Origin of the sequence: Mesorhizobium sp. M0518 (assembly GCF_040321125.1) — a bacterium.
Lineage (GTDB): Bacteria > Pseudomonadota > Alphaproteobacteria > Rhizobiales > Rhizobiaceae > Mesorhizobium.
This window is the reverse complement of sequence record NZ_JAMYQY010000044.1, coordinates 1-19,306: the sequence shown is the minus strand read 5'-3', so window position 1 is coordinate 19,306 and position 19,306 is coordinate 1. Positions and strand designations below refer to the sequence as shown.

Here is a 19,306-nt window from a genome sequence, read left to right as displayed (position 1 = left end):
GCCGCTGCATGTCGATGCGCGGGCCGCCAACAACTGGGACGAGGCGCATTGAAGCCTATCGTGGGCATCGGTCGCGATCCTTCACACCCCCCTCTGTCCTGCCGGACATCTCCCCCGCAAGGGGGGAGATTGGCAGCTTCGCGGGCAGCGCTTTTATTTCAACGCTGGTAATTGGTGGAAGCAGAAACGATATCCGATCTCCCCCCCTTGCGGGGGAGATGTCCGGCAGGACAGAGGGGGGTGCTGTCCCGCCAGCATCGAAGGTTTCTTCACGCCTGACTTGGCTTCACGCCGCTTCCGCCAAACACTTGGCACACGTCCCGCGAAACTCGATCACCGCCTTCTTGGCGGCGAAGCCTGTCGAGCGCACCCATTCGTCCAACCGGTGGCCGACATCGTGGTCGGACATTTCGGTGACCTGCCCGCATGTGTCGCAAATGGCGAAGGCAGTCATCGAATGGCTGTGGTCGTGCGGCTCGGCGCAGGCGACGAAGGAGTTGATGCTTTCGAGCCGATGCACGAAACCTGACTTCACCAGCGTGTCGAGCGCTCGATAGACCTGCAGAGGCGCGCGAAAACCGCGCTCGCGCAGTTGGTCGAGCAAGGTATAGGCACTGAGCGGTCCGCTGGCGGTCTCGAGTTTCTCGAGCACGCACAGCTGGTTCTTCGTCAGCACATCCCTTGCCGCCATGATCCTGTTTCCAACTCGCCTTGCGTCGCTTGTGCCGCGCACAAACGATCCATGTCCCATCCAGATAGCGACGAACAGGCATTTTTGCTACTGTTTCCCGCATTCTGCCCGCGAGGCTGTCGAGAACATCGATCGGAGCGGCGCAACAGGCAGGTTGCTCTGCGATGTGACGTTCAAAATACTGACAACATCTTCGGCAAGGATTGCCGCGCTTGGAAATTCGGTCGGGCTTGGGGAAGCAATCATGATCAAATTGACGCGGCGGACGCTGCTGGTCGGCACGTCCGCTTTGACCATGGCCGGCATGGTGTCGTTCCGGACCATGGCCGCATCGCGCACCTATCATGCGCTGCTGGTCGCCTGCACCGAATATCCCAACCTTCCGCAGAGGAATTGGCTGGTCGGGCCGAAGAACGATGCAGCCCTCGTCCGCGACTATCTCCTGAAGAATGTGCCTTACCCGGTGCGGTTCGCGCCGGAGAACGTCACGCTGCTCGCCAAGGATGTCCCCGGCGCCAGTGGCCTGCCGACCCATGCGGCCATCAAGGCCGCATTGGCCGACCTTGCCGCCAAGGTTCAGCGCGACGATTTCGTCTATCTGCATCTGTCCGGTCACGGCGCCCAGCAGCCGCAAATGGTCAAGGGCGACGAAACCGACGGGCTCGACGAGATCTTCCTGCCCGTCGATATCGGCAAATGGATCAACCGCGATGCCGGCGTGCCCAATGCGCTGATCGACAACGAGATCGGCGCGGCACTCGACGCCATTCGCGACAAGGGCGCTTTCGTCTGGGTCGTGTTCGACTGCTGCCATTCCGGCACCGCGACACGCGCCGTCGAGGTCGATGACGAGTTGGAGCGCAAGGTCGAGTTCGCCGACCTGGTCGGCGGCAACGAGGCCGAGCGGGCTGCCGCGATCAAGGCCTATGACGAGGTGATTTCGGTCGCCGGCTCGCGCGGCGTCGACGACAATGGCACGCGCAAGCCCGCCTTCACCCTGACGCCGACCGGTGGCGAACCGATCACCAAGGGCAAACTGGTCGCCTTCTATGCCGCGCAGACGGTGGAGACGACACCGGAAATGCCGCTGCCCAAGGGCATCGCGGATGCGCCGCGGTTCGGCCTGTTCACCTTCACCATCCTGTCGAAACTGGCCGAGAATCCCAACGTCACCTATCGCCAGCTCGGCCAGGCCGTGCTGCAGCAATATTCGGCCGACAGCCGCACCCGGCCGACACCGCTGTTCGAGGGCGAACTGGATGCGCGGGTGTTCGGCACCGACAAGACCGACGCGGTCATGCAGTGGCCTGTCGTCATCAAGGACGGCGAAGCGACGATCGGCGCCGGCCTGCTGCACCGCCTCACCCCCGGCAGCAAGCTCGCCATCCTGCCGTCGGCGCTGTCGCCGCTGTCCGACGCTGTCGGATTTTTGGAAGTGCAGTCGGCAAAAAACCTGGAAAGCCGCGTCAAGCCGGTCGAGTTCGACAAGAAGCCGGCGCTCAAAGTCGCCGACATTCCCGCCAACGCCTATGGGCGGGTGGCGGAGATCGCCGTCGACTACAAGCTCGTCTTGGCGCGGCCGGCCATAGCCAAAGGACTTGAGAAGGAAGCCGCTCTGGTCAATGCGGTTCTCGACGAACTGGCCACAGCCAGGGAGACCGGCTTCAACATCGAGCTGGTCGAACCCGGCAAGAGCGCCGACCTCCGCCTCGCGGTGATGCGCGAGAATGCCGTTCCCGGCGCAGCCAAGGATGCGACCGATAAGCCGGCGCTGTGGTTCCTGCCGGCGTCGGGCGACGTGAGCCTGAAGGACGGCGGCAAACCGCCGCTGATCATCATTCACGACCGCCAGAAGCTGATCGATGCAACGACCAGGAACCTGCGCACCATCTTCCGTGCCACCGGGCTTTCGCGGCTGGCGGCGGCCTCGGACTACAGGCCCGAGGACGTCGACGTCCAGTTCCAGGTCAAACGCCGCGACAAGGACGGCCTCGAACCGCTGCAGGCCTCGGTGGTGCCGCGCGTCTCGCCGGGCGACGAAGTGCATGTGCTGGCCAAGAACAGCTCGGACCTTCTGGTCGACATCAACGTGCTCTATGTCGGCAGCGACTATTCGATCACCCACATCGTCGCCGAGCGTCTCGCCCCGCAAGCCACGCTCGAGGAGGGGCTGCTGGCCTTCACCGACACCAGCTTCGGCATGGAACGGATGATCGCGGTTTTGACCGAGGCGCCGCCGGAGAGCGAGAAGCAGGATCTAAGCTTCCTGGCGCAGGACGGCGTCGCCTCGGCGACACGCGGAATGGGCTCCGCCGGCTTCTCCGACATGCTGACCGATCTCGGCATGGCGCCGGCAACCCGCTCGGTGATGCGGCTTGCCGACAAGAGCGGCCCGAAAGGCGCCGTGATGATCTTCCCGCTGGAGACGGTGCCGCGCGCCTGAGCGGATGCCGGCGCGCAGGGCTCTGCGGCGGCTCTTGCGCGATCGGCGCGATATGAGAACATTCCCGACCGCTGACGCATGACGGCGGATGAAACGGATAGGATCGATTGTGAAGAATTCTGTGTTTTCCTGGCGTGGAACGGTAGCCGGCCTTGCCGGCGGCCTGCTGCTGATCGCCAACGCTTCGGCGGACGATGCCTGCGGCCTGTGCGTCAAGCAGATCGTCACCAACTCGGAACTGGCGACGTGTTTTCTCGATCAGTATGACCAGATCGCCAAAAGCGCCAGCGGTGCCATTGTCGTCGATCTCAGCAACTGCGCCTCGCGTGGCGTCGTCGAAGCCTTGCCGTCCCCGAGCAAGGGGGCGGCGGAGCCTGACGTACAGTTCATGATTTCGCGCCTGCAGTTGCAATGCCTGAAAAAGAAGCTGGAGACGCCGGGCATTGTGCTTGATCCCTCCGCCACCATTGAACTGGACAGCTGCGGATGAAGAAGCCGACGGGCAACACCAGGCAGACAGCAATGATCGCACCCGCAAAAGCGCAGGCCGGCAAACCGGCCCTGCAGGAAACCACCGAGGGTTTCCCGTGGCCAAGCAGCCACGAGATCAAGAAGGAGAGCAACCCCTTCACAGACCGCGATTGGCGGATGCTGGTCTATGCCTGGTCGGGCATGGCCGTGCGTCTCGCCATCATCTTCACCTTGATGTTCTCGGTCTACCAGTTCCTGGCCAACCAGGAGCAGAAGCGCGTCGAGCAGACCATGTCGCTTGTCGAGCTCTGGGAAAACAAGGACTACCAGCAGGCGCAGCGCGCGCTGAAAGATCGTCTGACGGCGCTCAACGCCAAATATGACAATCTGCTCAGCGCCAACCCCTCGCCAACCGAGGAGCAGGTGTTCCGGCAACGCATCGGCATCGAGGCGATGACCGCCTCCGGCGGCGACATGCCGCTCGCCGATTTCAGCGAGAATTTCGATCGCATCGTCTATTTCCTCAACCGTCTGTCCTTCTGCATCGACGGCGATTTGTGTTCGCGCAAAGTGACCGATGCTTATTTCCGTGACTATGCCGTCTCTTTCTGGAGCTATTTTGCCGGCTACATAGATAAGCAGCGCAAGGCGGGTTCTCCCACTTTCGCTTCGGCAATCGAGAGCTACGTGCGCAACGGCACGCCTGCAGCCGAAGCCAAATAGCGACGCGAAAATCCGGCCTCCGCCTCCATGCGCGCCTGCCGCTGGCCGCGTGCAAAGGGTCGCAACGAATGCGTCCGCCAGAAAAAGGCGGCGGGATTGCGCCGCCGCCTTTGTCTCCACCGCGAATGCGCAGCGATTACTTATACAGGCTGTTGATCCACTGGACGTTGGCAGCGTTCAGGCGCACGGCAGTGTTCGCGTCGGGGCTTTCCGCCACGTTGACACCGGTGACGATGCGCTGCTTGGCCTTGTTGTCGTAGGCATAGACCGAGCTCCCGCTCGACCCTGGGAACGTATCGCAGTCATACTGGAAATATTCCGGCGCGATGTTTTCGGCGTGCACTTCGCAGTTTGCCTTCCACATCGTGCCCATCGGCTTGTCGCCGGGATAGCCGACGAGATTGGCGGTGAAATCGCCGAGATCCTCATAGTTGGCATAGCCCAGCCAGCCGAGATTGGTGCCGACATCCTGCTTCAGCGTGACGATGCCGAGATCCCACAGCAGGACCGAACCATAATAACCCTGGTAGTTGTCGATGAAGCCTTGCAGCACATAGGCGCTTTCGAAGGCGAAGGCGCCGAACGGTGCGTCGTCGGCCGTGCTGCCGTTAAGGCCCGGCACGAACAGGTAGTCGGAGAGCCAATCCTTGTCCTCATGACTGTAGAGGCAGTGCGCGGCGGTGAGTACGGTTCGCGGACCGATCAGCGTTGCCGAACAGCTGCCGAAGCTGCCCGTCTTCGGCGATTTGGCTTCGAGATAGCCTATTGCCGAGAACGGATAGGTCTTGGTGTTCTTGACCTGCTCGCGATCGTCGGTGCCGAAAACCTGGCGGCCGGCTTCGCCTTCGCCGAGGTCCGGATCCTCGGTCTTGCGCTCAGCCCCGTCTTTTCCAGTGGCCGGAGCGTTCAGTTCCTTGATGATAAGCTCCCGCAGCGCTTCGCTCGGCTCGATCTTGATCTCCTTGCCATCGGCGGACCGTCCGACGATGCCGTAGGATTTGACAGCCGTTGCCTCGTCGGCAAGCGGCGCGGCGCGGCTGTCTTCGTCGGTCAGCTTCGGTGGCGCGATTGGCTTTGCCCGCCCGGGCTTGTAGTCGCCTGAAGTCGCGTCGCGCGCGCTTTCGCCATTGCCGGCACTGGCGGAGCCAGGATCGGCGGCGAAAGCTGGAACCGCCCACATTGCGGCGGAAAGTAATGTGGACGCAATGAGTGCGTTTGTCAGTTTTGTCATGGTGAGACTCTCCCAAAAATCAGCAAGGACTGGATCAAAATACAGAAATATTGTCGAGATCGTGGTGGGGTCGAAAAAGGAGTTTGGTTACCGCACTTGAAATATGACCATCGCCTATGCGGTCGGTCAAAGCCCCCGCCAAAGACACCGGCGCGGATATATTGCCTAAATTAATACAACATTGGAATGACAATTAGCTTCCACATAGCCCGTGGGGGGCTATAGGGTTTTGAGCGGGGTCTGCACAGGAACGCGATAAGCGAAGCAGTGCCTGACTTGGTGTCCCTGCCGTGCTGCTACAACAAAAGCTGCGCGGCCTGACCATCAGTCTGAGGCTTGCTTTGTTGATCATGCGCTGGGGCTGGTCCGCTCGGGAACATATCAGGAGGGCTTCAGATGAACATCATCCATCGGTTCAGGCCGATCGCCGCCGCATCGCTGCTCGGCATCGCGGCCGCCCTTGCGGCAGCCAATTCCACCCAGGCCGACGAAGCGGTCACCCGACCGGAGGCAGCGGTCTCGCCAATGAAGCGCGTGACGGAAGCCAGAGCGAAAGCAGCGGCGGAGAACCCCGACGCGGCCGACCGCGTCTATGGCGGCAACCAGGCCGAAAGGGGAGCCTACCCGTTCCAGGTCGCGCTGCTCACCACCGACAGGCTGGACGAGAATCCGGCATCGCAGGCCAACGCCCAATTCTGCGGCGGCAGCCTGGTCGCGCCGCAATGGGTGCTGACGGCAGCACACTGCCTCAACGACAAGGGCCTGCCGGTTTCGCCCGAGAGCGTCACCGTGCTGACCGGTGCAACCGATCTCAGCGAGGGCAAGCGCCACAAGGTGGTGGAGGTCATCGTCAACGAAGGCTACAGCGAGCAGACCCTCGACAACGACCTCGGGCTGCTTCGGCTTGCCGAACCGGCCGACGCGCCGACCATCAAGGTCGCCCAGGACACAACGCCCGACACCGGCAAGACGACCGTCACCGGCTGGGGCAAGATGCAGGACGGCACCTTTCCGACCACGCTGATGGTCGCCGACCTCGACCTGCAGCCGAACCAGGCCTGCAACAGCGGCATCAAGGCCATCTATGCGCGTGATCTGAAGGCAGCACTCGGTGATCTGTCCCGCCGTATGCGCTATTCGGAAAAAGGCATCGACGCGGCCGCCAATGCGATCGCCGCCGACATGACCGACCCGCTGACCGGCAACATGATCTGCGCCGGCACCACCAGCGGCGTGCGCGATGCCTGCAACGGCGACAGTGGCGGCCCGCTGTTCATGACCGGTGCCGAAGGCCCGGTCCAAATCGGCGTCGTCAGCTGGGGCGAAGGCCCGGCTGACGGCAGTGCGGCCTGCGGCCACAAGGACGCCTACGGCATCTACACGCGGCTGGCCAACTACACCGGCTGGATCGAGGCGAAGATGAAAAGCTCTGCTCCGGCGCCTGCCAAACCCAAGGCGGGACTCGGCACGGCGCAGAAACCGAAAACGCCCTGAACCGCGGCCATTTGGCTTCCCATGAAAAACGGCGGGAGTGCCCGCCGCTCTTATTTTGCCGGCTTGAGTGGTTTATTTTCGCGGCGGGCCTTTGCGCTCGGCCGAAGCTGCCCACAGATTGATATCGGACTCCCGGGCGTAGGTATCGATCTCGGCGAGTTCGGCATCGCTGAAGTCGAGCACCTTGAGCGCGCCGACGCAGTCCTCGACCTGCTCCGGCCGGCTGGCACCGATCAGCGCCGAGGTCACCCTCCCCTTGCGCAGCACCCAGGCCAGCGCCATCTGCGCCAGCGTCTGTCCGCGCTTGCTGGCGATGGCGTCGAGCGCTTTTATGTTGGCGATGGTCTTGTCGTTGATGAAGGCTGTCTTCAGCGACTTGCCCTGGGAGGCGCGGCTGCCGTCCGGAATGCCGCCGAGATACTTGTTGGTCAGCATGCCTTGCGCCAGCGGCGAGAACACGATGGAGCCGACACCGAGCCCTTCGAGCGTGTCGAGCAGGCCGTCTTCCTCCACCCAGCGGTTCAGCATCGAATAGCTCGGCTGGTGGATGACGCAAGGCGTGCCAAGCTGCTTCAAGATATCGGCGGCCTCGCGCGTGCGCTGCGAATTGTAAGACGAGATGCCGGCATAGAGCGCCTTGCCCGAGCGCACGGCATGGTCGAGCGCACCCATCGTTTCTTCCAGCGGCGTGTCGGGATCGAAACGGTGCGAATAGAAGATATCGACATAGTCGAGCCCCATCCGCTTGAGGCTCTGGTCGAGGCTGGCCAGCATGTATTTGCGCCCTCCCCATTCGCCGTAGGGACCGGCCCACATCTCGTAGCCGGCCTTGGTCGAGATGATCAGTTCGTCGCGGTAGGCGGCGAAATCGGTGCGCAGGATTTCACCGAAGGCAGTCTCGGCAGAACCGGGCGGCGGACCGTAATTGTTGGCAAGGTCGAAATGCGTGATGCCGAGGTCGAAGGCCTTGCGCGCGATCGCCTGCTTGGTCTTGTGCGGCGTGTCGTTGCCGAAATTATGCCACAACCCCAGCGAGATCGCCGGCAGCTTCAGGCCAGAGCGGCCACAGCGGTTGTAGATCATCTTTTCATAGCGGTTTTCGGCAGGCGTGTAGGGCATCGGAAAATCCTCAAATGGAAACGAGCCGGTCGGCTGCATCGCGACAACGCGGCGAGTTGGCTCTGCCCCTCACCCTTACCCCCTCTCCGTCGAAACGGGGAGAGGGTTGAGGTGTGCTGCCCTATTTCTTCTTCGCCAAAAGCGCCTTGGCTTCCTTGACGCCAAGTGCCGCCGGCCGTTCGCAGGTGGTCTGCATGGCGACGAACTTGCCGGTTTCGCCGGAGCGCAACAGGCCGGTCATCACGTCGACGGCGTGCAGCGCCAGCTCCATCGAACAGCGGTGCGGCCGGCCTTCCGCGATCGCCACCGCCATGTCGGCGAGGCCCGATGTGCGGTAGTTGGCCATCATGCCTTGCGAATGCATCTCGTTGGGCACGCCGAACGGATGCGGCCAGTTCGGCAGCTTCTTGACCGGCTTGGCCGCGTCGGTGAAGCGAACGTCACCACCGAAGAAGTTCGGGTCCGGCACGAACACCGTACCCGCCTCGCCATAGAGTTCCATCGGCGCGTGGCCGTGGGCCCAGACGTCCCAGCTGGTGATGAGCGTTATAACGGCACCGTTCTCGAACTCCAGCAGCCCATGGATGGTCGTCGGCGTGTTGACCGGTATCTTTTCACCCGCGCGCGGCTTTGAACTGATCGTCCGCTCCTTGGCCGGCGTCGTCGCGAAGGCCGCGACCTGTTTCACCGGTCCGATCAGCTGGATCAGATTGGTGATGTAGTAAGGCCCGATATCGAGCACGGGACCGGCGCCCGGCTGGAAGAAGAAATCCGGATTGGGGTGCCAATGCTCCATGCCGTGGCCCATGACATGACAGGTACCACTCGTGACCTTGCCAAGCTTGCCGGTGTCGATCAGGTTGCGCACCAGCTGGTGCGCGCCGCCGAGGAAAGTGTCTGGCGCCGAGCCGATCCGAAGACCCTTTTTCTGCGCCCGCTTCTTAAGGTCGAGCCCTTCCTTGACCGACAGCACGAACGGTTTTTCCGAATAAACGTGCTTGCCGGCGTCGAGTATCTGCTTCGACACCTCATAATGCACCGCCGGGATGGTCAGGTTGACGATGATGTCGATGTCGTCGGCCCTGAGCAGGTCTTCGACGGTCTCGGCGCGCAGCTTGAACTCCTTCGCCCGAGCCCTGGCCGCCTCCATGTTGATGTCGGCGCAGGCACGCATCTCGATGCCGCGAAACAGCGGCGCCAGCGAAAAATACGCTTTCGAGATGTTGCCGCAGCCGATGACGCCGATGCCAAGTTTCTTTGCCATGCTGATTGCTCCTAATAGGTTTTGGCGGCTGCGATGGAGCGGCGGGCGAAACGCTCGATGTCGTTGGGGTTGTCCTGTTCCATGACGTAGTATTGGGCAGCACTCTTGGCACGCAGCACCTTGATCAGACCGGCCCAGTCGATGGTGCCATGGCCGACATCCGACCAGCCATCCTCATCCAGCCCCTCGCCGGGCTTGGCCATGTCCTTGACGTGGACGGCACTGATGCGCTTGCCGTGTTTCTCGATCCACGGCAACGGATCATCGCCGCCGCGCACCACCCAGGCAACGTCCATCTCCCAGCTGACATCGGGCGCGGATGACAGGATGTGGTCCTGCGGCACCGATCCGTCGGCAAGTTTCTTGAACTCGAAATCATGGTTGTGCCAGGCAAAGCCGTAGCCAACCTTTTTCGCGGCGTCGCCGACCTTTGCCAGACGCTCACCAAAGCCGCTCCAGCCGGCGGCGTCGGATGGCCGCTGGTCGGGCATCAGGAAAGGGCAGATGAGCAGCGTGATACCGAGTGCGTCGGCGGTTCTGCGCACGCCGTCGAAATCGTTCTCGAGAGCGTCGATCGAGAAATGCCCAGTCGGCATGGCAAGCCCGTTCTTGTCGAGCTCGGCACGGAATGCCTCGGGATCATCATAGACGCCGCCAAAACCTTCGACCTGAGCGTAGCCGAGCTTGCCGAGCGTGGCGAGCACACCGTCCCAGGGTTGGAAATTGCGGGCGCTGTAAAGTTGGAATGACCAATTCATCGTCTCTGTCCGTTTCACTTGGGGATTGTCGTTGGAAGGTTGGTTCTCGGAAGCTAGATGCGTGTGCCGGTTGCGGTGTCGAAAAGCGAAGCGCGCATCGGATCGAAGCCAAGCGTCACCGCCTCGTCGTTCTTGGGCGTGCGTTCCGAGGTCACCCGGACGCTGAAATTCTGCTGGGCAAGCTTCAGCCAGACCAGCGTGTCGGAGCCCATGGGTTCGACCACCTCGACATTGGCGGCTATCGAGAACGGCCAGCCGGTGCCACTGTTCAGGCTGACATGCTCGGGCCTGATACCGAATGTGACGGGGCCGGGAGCCGGAGGCTTGGCAAAGTCGTAAGTGCCGAGCGGGATCTTGATATCCTCGGCCGCGAACCGCCAGCCGCCGTCCGCGTCTTCCAGACGGCCATCGACGAAGTTCATTGCGGGCGAGCCGAGGAAGCCGGCGACGAAGCGGTTGACCGGACGGTTGTAGATGGTCTGCGGCGCATCGAGCTGCTGGATGACGCCGCCCTTCATCACCGCGATACGGTCGGCCAGCGTCATCGCCTCGATCTGGTCGTGGGTGACGTAGATCATGGTGTTCTGCAGCTTGCGATGCAGCAGCTTGATCTCGACGCGCAGTTCGGCGCGCAGCTTGGCATCGAGATTGGACAGCGGCTCGTCGAACAGGAACACGTCGACATCGCGCACCAGCGCCCGTCCGATGGCGACGCGCTGGCGCTGGCCGCCGGAAAGTGCGGCCGGCTTACGCTGCAGCAGCGGCTCGATCTGCAGGATTTCAGCCGCCCGCGCGATCCGCTTGGCGATCTCTTCTCTTGGCGTGCCGGCGACACGCAGCCCAAAGGACAGGTTCTTCTCCACCGTCATTTGCGGATAGAGCGCATAGGACTGGAACACCATGCCGATGCCGCGGTCCTTGGGCTCTTCCCAGGTGACGTTCTTGCCCTTGATGAAGATGCGGCCTTCGGAGACATCGAGCAGGCCGGCAATGCAGTTGAGCAAGGTCGACTTGCCGCAGCCGGACGGCCCGAGCAGCACGATGAACTCGCCATCGGCGACATCGAGATTGAGCGTCTCCAGGACGGTCACCGCGCCGAAATTCAGCGACAGGTCCTGGATCGAAACGCTGGTATCGTTGGCTGCCGTCATCGCCATCACCCCTTCACCGCGCCGGCGGCGATGCCGCGTACGAAAAGCTTGCCGGAAATGAAGTAGACGATGAGCGGCACAAGCCCGGTCAGGATGGTTGCGGCCATGTTGACGTTGTACTCCTTCACGCCTTGCACCGAATTGACGATGTTGTTGAGCTGCACCGTCATCGGATAGGTGTCGGGGCGGGTGTAGACGACGCCGAACAGGAAGTCGTTCCAGATGCCGGTCACCTGCAGGATGATGGCGACGACGAAGATCGGCAGCGACATCGGCAGCATGATGCGCAGGAAGATGCCCCAGAAGCCGGCGCCGTCGACGCGTGCCGCCCGGAACAGCTCTTCCGGCATCGATGCGAAATAATTGCGGAACAGCAGCGTCAGGATCGGCATGCCGAAAATGGAATGGACGATCACCAGCCCGCTGAGGCTGCCGTAGAGGCCGATTTCGCGCAGGATGATGACGATCGGATAGATCATCACCTGGTAGGGAATGAAGGCGCCGACGATCAGGATGATGAAGAACGTATCGGCGCCCTTGAAGCGCCAATTGGCCAGTGCATAACCATTCACCGAGGCGATGGCGATCGACAGCAGCACCGACGGCACGGTGATCCGCACCGAATTCCAGAAACCGCGCGAGAGCCCGTCGCAGTTAAGGCCGGTGCAGGCCGTTGACCACGCCTTGACCCACGGCTCGAAGGTGATCTCGAGCGGCGGTGAGAAGATGTTGCCGAGCCGGATCTCCGGCATGCCCTTGAGCGAGGTGACGACCATGACATAGAGCGGCAAGAGGTAGTAGACCGCCATGACGAACAATGTGCCGTAGAGGAAGACGTTGCGGCGCGAAATCATGCGGCGCGGCTTTGGACCGTAGGGCCCGGCGATGTCCTGGCGCGCGCCGGCGGCAGTGCTTGCTTGAGCGGTGATGTCTGCAATGCTCATTTGCGTCGCCCGAACTCGAGATAGGCCCAAGGCACGATGACGATCACCACCGAGAGCAGCATCATGGTCGAGGCGGCAAAACCCTGGCCGAGGTTCTGGGCGAAGAACATATAGTCGTAGACGTACTTGGCCGGCACTTCGGAGGCGATGCCCGGGCCGCCGCTGGTCTGGGCCACGACCAGGTCATAGACCTTGACGATGCCGGAAGCGATGATGACGAGCGTGGTGATGAAGACCGGCCGCATCATCGGGATGACGATGAACAGATAGGTCTTCCACATCGGGATCCCATCCACGCGCGCCGCCTTCCAGATGTCTTCGTCGATACCGCGCAGGCCGGCCAGCATCAGGCACATGATGAGCCCGGTGCCTTGCCACAGCGCAGCGATCGATATGCCGTAGATGACGATGCTGGAATTGTAGAGCGGGTCGAAGCTGAAGCTCGTCCAGCCGAAGTCCCGCACGACATGCTGGATGCCGAAATCCGGATTGAGCAACCACTGCCAGACCAGGCCGGTGACGATGAAGGAGAGCGCGAAAGGATAGAGGAAGATCGTGCGGAACGTGTCCTCGAAGCGGATCTTCTGATCGAGCAGCGCGGCAAGCAGAAAACCGATGACCAGCGAGAACACCAGCGAGATCGCGCCGTAGATCAACAGGTTCTCGATCGAGATCAGCCAGCGCGGCGCCGCCCACAGGCGGTAATACTGGTCGAGCCCGACGAAATTCAGGCGCGGCAGGAGCTTCGAATTGGTGAAGGAATAGAGCACCGTCCAAACGGTGCCGCCGACGAAAACCACCATGGCGGTGAGGATCATCGGGATCGAGGCGACCTTCGCATTGAGGTTGCGGAACAGAAGGTTTGGGCGTTCGCTCTTGCTCATCTCGTCAGCCGGCTGGGTAAGGGCGATGCATTCCCGGCCCTGCATTCGCAAGGCCGGGAATGAGGCGGGTTGCCTCCAGCATCAGTCCGCCGAAGCGATGAGGTCGGCGAAGCGCTTCTGCGCGTCTTCGACGGTCAGTTCCGGCTTGGCGAAGAATTCGGCGAAAAGATCTTCCTTCTGCTTCTGGGTGTCCTGCGAAAGCAGCTGGTCCGTCCACGGTATGACGGCGCCCTTGGCAAGGATGGCGAGGCCCTTCTTCATGCAGTCGTTGGCCGCATTGAGATCGACGTCGCCGCGCACCGGCAGGGATCCCTTCTTCAGATTGAAGGCAACCTGCGTCTTGGGATCGAGCAGCGTCTCGGCCAAAACCTCCTGCGCCTTGCTCTTGTCGGCATCCTTGAGCAGCGGGAAATAGAAGGCGTCGCCGCCGGTGGCTATGACCTCGTTCAGCCCAAGGCCCGGCAGGCAGGTATAATCCTTGCCGGCGCTCTTGCCGGCAACCTGGAACTCGCCCTGCGCCCAGTCGCCCATGATCTGGCCACCGGCCTTGCCGGTGATGACCAGGTTGGTTGCCTGGTTCCAGTCCTGCACATTGGTGTTCTTCGCCATCTTGCGGGCATCGTCCGCGGCCTTGAAGACCTTGGCGACTTCGGGCCCGGCGGCGAACTTGGCATCCTTGTCCTTGTAGACCTTGAGGAACGTGTCCGTGCCGCCCACAGCCGCAAGCAGGACGTCGAAGGCACCGGAGGATTGCCAGGCCTGACCGCCGACGGCGAGCGGGATGATGCCGGCCTTTTCCAGCGCCGGCGCTGCCGCCACGAATTCATTCCAGTCCTTCGGCAACGGCACGCCGGCCTTCGCGAAGGCTTCGTTGGACAGCCACAGCCACTGCCAGGAATGGATGTTGACGGGCACGCAGTAGATCTTGCCGTCGATGGTGCAGCCGTCGAGCAGGCTCTTCGGCCGGACGACATCAGTCCACTTGCCCTTGGTGGCGACGTCGGTGAGGTCGCGCATCAGGCCGGCCTGCACCAGTTCCTCCGCCTGCCGGCCATGGTTGAACTGCGTGGCGCCCATCGGATCGCCACCGGTGATGCGGCTGATCATGATTGGCCGCGCCGTGCCGCCGGAGCCGGCAATGGCGCCATCCACCCAGTGGTTGCCGGTCGCATCGAATGCCTTGGCAAGTTCCGCAACCGCCGCCGCCTCGCCGCCCGACGTCCACCAATGGGTGACTTCCAGGTCCGTCGCGGCCGCCTGGCCGGCAAACTGCAACGCGGCCGTCGCTGCCAGCGCAGCGGTCAAAAGTTTGTATCGCATTTCGGCTCCTCCCAGAATCTGAAACGTTACAGATTTTCGATACGGCAATTGCGCGGGCTGTGCAACCCATCAACGAAGCGCCCTCGATATTTTTTCGGACCGCGAACAAATTCGCATGAATGATCGCGCTTCCCATGCACTGCAGCATGGTTTGCTGCGGCGCAAACACCGAAATGCCGCCTGATACGGGCAAAAGGCGGCGGCAGAGGCGATTTCTCCTGGAATCCCAATGCGTTTCGCAAAAGAACCATCCACCTCGTGGCGATGGACATGTAACTCGATATGGCAATCTGTAACGTTTCAGTATATTGAGGCTTTGCCGGGGCTGGAACGCATATCGTACCGCTATGGCGGCGATTGCCGACATGGCTCGCGGCTGCTATGCGCCTGACGGGCGGGACGAATGGACAGACAGCGTACGGACAAGAACGGGGAGACCTCGGCACAGGGACGGCCGACGTTGAAGACGCTTGCCTTCATGACCGGGCTCGGCGTCACCACCGTGTCACGCGCCTTGAAGGATGCCCCGGAAATCGGCGCCGAAACCAGGCGTCGCGTCCAGCTCGTCGCCAAGCAGATCGGCTACCGGCCGAACCGCGCCGGCGTGCGTCTGCGCACCGGCAGGACCAATGTCATCAGCCTCGTGCTCAACACCGACCGCGAGATCATGAGCTTCGTCTCGGACATCATCTACGGCGTTTCGGAAGTGCTCGCCGAAACGCCCTATCACCTGATCGTCACGCCCTATTCCCGCTCGCAGGATCCGATGGAGCCGATCCGCTATCTCGTCGAGACCGGCTCGGCCGACGGAGTCATCATTTCGCGCACCCAACCGAACGATCCGCGCGCCCGCTACATGCTCGAGCACGGCATGCCCTTTGCCACGCATGGGCGCACCGACATGGGCCTCGTCCATCCGTACCATGACTTCGACAACCATGTTTTCGCGATGGAAGCCGTGCGCCGCCTGGCGAGCATGGGCAGGCACAAGCTGGCGCTTCTGTCGCCGCCGCCCGGGCTGACCTATTATGGCCACACGCTGAACGGCTTTGCCGATGCGCTGAGCGAGGTCGGAGCCAGCGAAATTCCGTTCAACACCGTTTCCATCGATCACACGATCGAGCAGATCAGGACCAGGACCGCGCAGGTGATGCGCCGCGAGAACAGGCCGGACGGCTTCGTCAGCAGCGCTGCCGCCGCGACACTGGCGATCGTCGCCGGCATCGAGGATGCCGGCCTCAAGCTTGGCCGCGACGTCGATGTCGTGTCCAAGCAGTCGTCGGACCTGTTGCACCTGTTCCGGCCGGAATTGCTCGTCGTCAACGAGAACTTCCGCCTGGCCGGCTCCGATCTCGCCCGCTCCGTGCTCGGCTGGATCGGCGGCGCCGCACCCGGCTCGTTGCAGCGCCTGGTCGCCACCAGCGAGGTTCGGGCGTTCAGCCCGCCGGTTTCCGTTTAGGCCCTTGGGTTAACCAGCCGCACCGCTTCCCCACGGCCCATGGAACGCGCCTTTGTCGTCGATACGCTCGAAGCCGTGCGCGCCGAAAAAGTCGCGCTGCGCCTGGATCAGGTTCGAGGTGCCGCGGCCCTGGCGGTAGCTGTCGAAATAGGCAAGTGCGGAAGACAGCGCCGGAACCGGCGAGCCGGCCTCCGAACCCCTCGCCACGATGCGCCGCAGCGACGGATGCGCTTCCTGCATCAGCGCGATGAAGGCCGGGGCCATCAGGAGGTTGGTCGAGGCGCCGCCCTTGCTGAAGGCCTCCGCCATGGTGTCGAGCATCTGCGAGCGGATGATGCAGCCGGCGCGCCAGATCCTGGCGATGGTCGGCATCGGCAGGTTCCAGTTGAATTCCTTGGAGGCGCCGCTCATCACCGCGAAACCTTGGGCGTAGGCGGCGATCTTGCCGGCGAACAGCGCCAGTTCCAGATCTTTCAGCAAGGCGTCCTTGTCACCGGAAATCTTCGTCACGCCGATGTTGCCATAGGCCTTTTCCGCCGCCAGCCGCTCGTCCTTGATCGACGATAGAACGCGTGCCGCCACCGCCGCCTCGATCGCGGTGGCCGGGATGCCGAGCTGTTGCGCCTCGATGACCGACCATTTGCCGGTGCCCTTCTGTCCGGCGCGATCGAGGATGACGTCGACCACCGGTTTGCCGGTCTTCGGATCGTCTGATGCCAGCACCTTGGCGGTGATTTCGATCAGGTAGGAATTGAGCCGGCCCTTGTTCCAGTTGGCAAACACCGTGCCGATCTCTTTCGGGCCCATGCCCAGGCCGTCGCGCAGGATGCCGTAGATCTCCGCGATCATCTGCATGTCGGCATATTCGATGCCATTATGGATGGTCTTGACGAAATGTCCGGCGCCGTCGGTGCCAAGCCATGCCGCGCAGGGTTCGTCCTTGAACTTGGCGGAGATCGCCGTCAGCACCTTCTCGACGCGCTTCCATGAGTCCTCCGTGCCGCCGACCATGATCGACGGCCCATGGCGCGCGCCCTCCTCACCCCCGGACACGCCCATACCGATGAAAGTGAGGTCCGAGCTGGAAAGCTCGGAGAAGCGCCGCATCGTGTCGCGGAAATTGGCGTTGCCGGCGTCGATGACGATGTCGTTGGCCGACAGCACGCCGCGCAGAGCCGCGATCTGTTCGTCGACCGGCATGCCGGCCAGCACCATGATGATGATCGGGCGCGGCGGCCGGATCGCGGCGGCAAGCTCTTCCAGGCTGTAGCAGGGCACGACCATGTCCCTGAGCGCGCCGGCATTCTCGATGAAAGCGTCCGTGCGCGCCCTGGTGCGGTTGAAGACAGCGATGCGGTGCCCGTGCTCGGCGATGTTGAGCGCCAGATTGGAGCCCATCGTGCCAAGGCCGATCAGGCCGATTTCGGCATTTTCCATCGTTTCTTCCCTGCTTTCGGATCTTGTTGGTTCGAGCCCGCGATTTGCGGGGATGCCCATTCTTCACGGGATGCCATTCTTCACGTGATGATTGACGGGCCTTTCGGGCCGCGTCAACCGCCTCGCCGAATTGTGTTGCGCGGATGGCCGGCCAAGCTCGTGCAGGTCTGGCTTTACGGCCTGATGTCGACAGGCGCTTCGATCTTCACCATCTCGAAGTCCGAGACCAGTATGTCGATGCGCACCGTCCACCGGCCCGGCACCGGGATGACGAGGTTGTCGACACGCCAACTGCCGTCGCCGGGCTTGCTCGCAGCGCGCTTCAGCGGCTCGATGCCGGAATCGGGTTTTGACAGCACAAGCGTCACCTCCTTGGCGTCGAGCAGGCCGAAATCGCCGCTCATGATGAACATCGAGGCAACGACCGGGCCGGCATGGCCCGGCGTGATGCTGAGATCGGCCATCGCTTTCAGCGCGTGGATATGGACCGACACCGGTTGCGCTGCCGCAATCGCCAGGGCTCGTGGCGGCGGCGTGAAGCGCCAGCCCGCGGCAACGCCGAAAATCGCCAACACGATCAACATCTCGACGCCGATCGAGCGGACCAACCTGCGTTGAACTTCCGTCGATCCCGCCTCGGCCGATGCCGTGAGTTTCCAGCGGTTGACGGCGGCGAGCGTGAACAGAAAGACCAGCAGCCCGAGCTTGATCAACAGCAGCCTTCCATAGGCGGTGTCGACCAGCGCCAACGGTGTTTGCACCTGGATGACGGCAAGCACGATGCCGGCAGAGGCAAGCACGGCCACCACCGGCAGGATCAGGCGTGAAAACCGCCGCAGGAATGGCGTGGCCCCCGCCGATTGCCCCTTCAGCGCCAGCCCGAGTGGGACCAATGCGCCGGCCCACAACGCGATGCCGACGCCGTGCAGGAACACCATCGGCCGTGTCAGCCATTGCGGTTCGGCGGCACTGGCATGGCCGCTGGCGGCAAGGGCAACCCCCACCCCGGCCAGGCCGGCCAGCGCAAATGGTTTGGCGGTGGCGCGGGGGCCGGCCAGCGACAGCAGGCCAAGCCCCAGCGCAATCAGCGCGACCAGCACCGTCCAGCCGAAACTGGTGCCGAGTCCGGTCCGCCAGATGACCGCCTGTGCCAGATGGGAGAGCGGTGCCCCGAGCGCATCAAGCCCCTGCAAGCCGAGCGACAAGGGCGCCGCGACAAGTCCGCCCAGGATTGCGGCTGCAACGAAGCGCTGTCCGGCGCGGCCACCTTGGGACAGCCAGGCGAGGGCGAAAGCGCCGCCGACGCCGAGAAAAAGGCCGATGTAGAGAAAGACCTTGCCGAGCCAGATGGCCGACCGCGACGGCCAGTCGGCGGCCTCGGACACGGCCGGCGGCGCGCTGGGTGCGCCGATGGAGAACAGTAGGGAACCACCGACCGGATGGCCGTCGGCCGAAATGACGCGCCAGCTCAGCACATGCGTACCGGACGCAAGCTTCTGGGGATTGTCGATCTCTACCGTCCGGTCGCTGAGCCGGAATGACGTTAGCGAAACCGGCGTTCCGTCGGGCTTCACCAGCGTCAGCACCAAAGGCGAGACCGGCTCGCTGAAAGTCAGCAAGAACTGCGCCGGCCCCTGCGCCAGCACCGCGCCGTCGGCCGGGTCGGTCTTGATCAGCGCGGCATGGGCAAAGGCCTGATCTGACACGGCAAGGCTGGCAAGAAACACGATCACGGCCAACAGGCCGGCGGCAAGCCGGCCGGCAGGTTTGCAGGCCATGGAAGCCGTTTGCAGGAGGGAGGTCGTGCTCATGTCACCGCCACGAAAAAGAGCGGCGCGCACGAATTATCGCGGCGCCATTGGGATGATTTACAGTCTAATATAAACAAATACGCGCCCACCACACCCGTAAATATAT

The 19,306-nt window shown here is 62.8% G+C and carries 16 protein-coding genes; 5 read left to right on the top strand and 11 right to left on the bottom strand.

The genetic code is table 11. The features are described 5' to 3' along the window. Positions 1-286: 286 nt before the first annotated feature. A complete protein-coding gene (locus NKI66_RS32115) occupies positions 287-691 on the bottom strand; it encodes a Fur family transcriptional regulator (protein ID WP_027037743.1) in 405 nt (134 codons plus the stop codon). 244 nt (positions 692-935) lie between these two features. Between NKI66_RS32115 and NKI66_RS32110 the strand changes: the two genes are divergently transcribed. The 3 genes from NKI66_RS32110 to NKI66_RS32100 all read left to right on the top strand — a co-directional run bounded on the left by NKI66_RS32110 (position 936) and on the right by NKI66_RS32100 (position 4,328). Beyond that, positions 936-3,134, top strand: coding sequence for a caspase family protein (locus NKI66_RS32110; RefSeq protein WP_352754027.1), 2,199 nt, complete (start codon positions 936-938; stop codon positions 3,132-3,134). Positions 3,135-3,243: 109 nt separating this feature from the next. Next, the gene (locus tag NKI66_RS32105; protein WP_352754025.1) at positions 3,244-3,624 is read left to right on the top strand and encodes a hypothetical protein; all 381 of its coding nucleotides are present in this window, start codon (positions 3,244-3,246) and stop codon (positions 3,622-3,624) included. Next, positions 3,621-4,328 carry a DUF4760 domain-containing protein gene (locus NKI66_RS32100; RefSeq protein ID WP_352754023.1) on the top strand — a complete coding sequence of 236 codons (708 nt, stop codon included), beginning with the start codon at positions 3,621-3,623 and terminating at the stop codon, positions 4,326-4,328. Before NKI66_RS32105 ends, NKI66_RS32100 begins: the two co-directional genes overlap by 4 nt. A gap of 136 nt (positions 4,329-4,464) precedes the next feature. Here the strand turns inward: NKI66_RS32100 and NKI66_RS32095 are convergent, their stop codons facing one another. Continuing rightward, entirely contained in the window at positions 4,465-5,559 is a 1,095-nt protein-coding gene (locus tag NKI66_RS32095) for a trypsin-like serine peptidase (RefSeq protein ID WP_352754021.1), read from the bottom strand. Between the two features lie 396 nt (positions 5,560-5,955). On the opposite strand from NKI66_RS32095, the gene NKI66_RS32090 reads away from it, so the two are divergent. Beyond that, positions 5,956-7,053 (top strand): S1 family serine peptidase, encoded by a 1,098-nt coding sequence (locus NKI66_RS32090; protein ID WP_352754019.1) that lies wholly within the window; start codon positions 5,956-5,958, stop codon positions 7,051-7,053. Positions 7,054-7,125: 72 nt separating this feature from the next. Here NKI66_RS32090 and mgrA read toward each other — a convergent pair whose 3' ends face one another. From mgrA to NKI66_RS32055, 7 genes are all read right to left on the bottom strand, one after another. Further along, positions 7,126-8,172 (bottom strand): L-glyceraldehyde 3-phosphate reductase, encoded by a 1,047-nt coding sequence (gene mgrA / locus NKI66_RS32085; RefSeq protein WP_352754017.1) that lies wholly within the window; start codon positions 8,170-8,172, stop codon positions 7,126-7,128. A gap of 121 nt (positions 8,173-8,293) precedes the next feature. Further along, the gene (locus tag NKI66_RS32080; RefSeq protein WP_352754015.1) at positions 8,294-9,436 is read right to left on the bottom strand and encodes a Gfo/Idh/MocA family protein; all 1,143 of its coding nucleotides are present in this window, start codon (positions 9,434-9,436) and stop codon (positions 8,294-8,296) included. A gap of 11 nt (positions 9,437-9,447) precedes the next feature. Next, positions 9,448-10,194: a sugar phosphate isomerase/epimerase family protein gene (locus NKI66_RS32075; protein WP_352754013.1), complete on the bottom strand. Its 747-nt coding sequence runs from the start codon at positions 10,192-10,194 to the stop codon at positions 9,448-9,450. 53 nt (positions 10,195-10,247) lie between these two features. Further along, positions 10,248-11,345 (bottom strand): ABC transporter ATP-binding protein, encoded by a 1,098-nt coding sequence (locus tag NKI66_RS32070; RefSeq protein ID WP_023812494.1) that lies wholly within the window; start codon positions 11,343-11,345, stop codon positions 10,248-10,250. A gap of 5 nt (positions 11,346-11,350) precedes the next feature. Beyond that, positions 11,351-12,289 carry a carbohydrate ABC transporter permease gene (locus NKI66_RS32065; RefSeq protein ID WP_352610131.1) on the bottom strand — a complete coding sequence of 313 codons (939 nt, stop codon included), beginning with the start codon at positions 12,287-12,289 and terminating at the stop codon, positions 11,351-11,353. Beyond that, positions 12,286-13,173 carry a carbohydrate ABC transporter permease gene (locus tag NKI66_RS32060; RefSeq protein WP_352754011.1) on the bottom strand — a complete coding sequence of 296 codons (888 nt, stop codon included), beginning with the start codon at positions 13,171-13,173 and terminating at the stop codon, positions 12,286-12,288. The genes NKI66_RS32065 and NKI66_RS32060 overlap by 4 nt, the downstream gene beginning before the upstream one ends. A gap of 81 nt (positions 13,174-13,254) precedes the next feature. Then, the gene (locus NKI66_RS32055) at positions 13,255-14,493 is read right to left on the bottom strand and encodes an ABC transporter substrate-binding protein (protein ID WP_352754009.1); all 1,239 of its coding nucleotides are present in this window, start codon (positions 14,491-14,493) and stop codon (positions 13,255-13,257) included. A gap of 403 nt (positions 14,494-14,896) precedes the next feature. On the opposite strand from NKI66_RS32055, the gene NKI66_RS32050 reads away from it, so the two are divergent. After that, on the top strand, positions 14,897-15,952 hold the full coding sequence (locus tag NKI66_RS32050; protein WP_023812490.1) for a LacI family DNA-binding transcriptional regulator: 1,056 nt from the start codon (positions 14,897-14,899) through the stop codon (positions 15,950-15,952). A gap of 9 nt (positions 15,953-15,961) precedes the next feature. Here the strand turns inward: NKI66_RS32050 and gnd are convergent, their stop codons facing one another. Next, on the bottom strand, positions 15,962-17,389 hold the full coding sequence (gnd, locus tag NKI66_RS32045) for an NADP-dependent phosphogluconate dehydrogenase (protein ID WP_352754007.1): 1,428 nt from the start codon (positions 17,387-17,389) through the stop codon (positions 15,962-15,964). Between the two features lie 173 nt (positions 17,390-17,562). Beyond that, a complete protein-coding gene (locus NKI66_RS32040) occupies positions 17,563-19,200 on the bottom strand; it encodes a copper resistance CopC/CopD family protein (protein WP_352754005.1) in 1,638 nt (545 codons plus the stop codon). Positions 19,201-19,306: the final 106 nt, after the last annotated feature.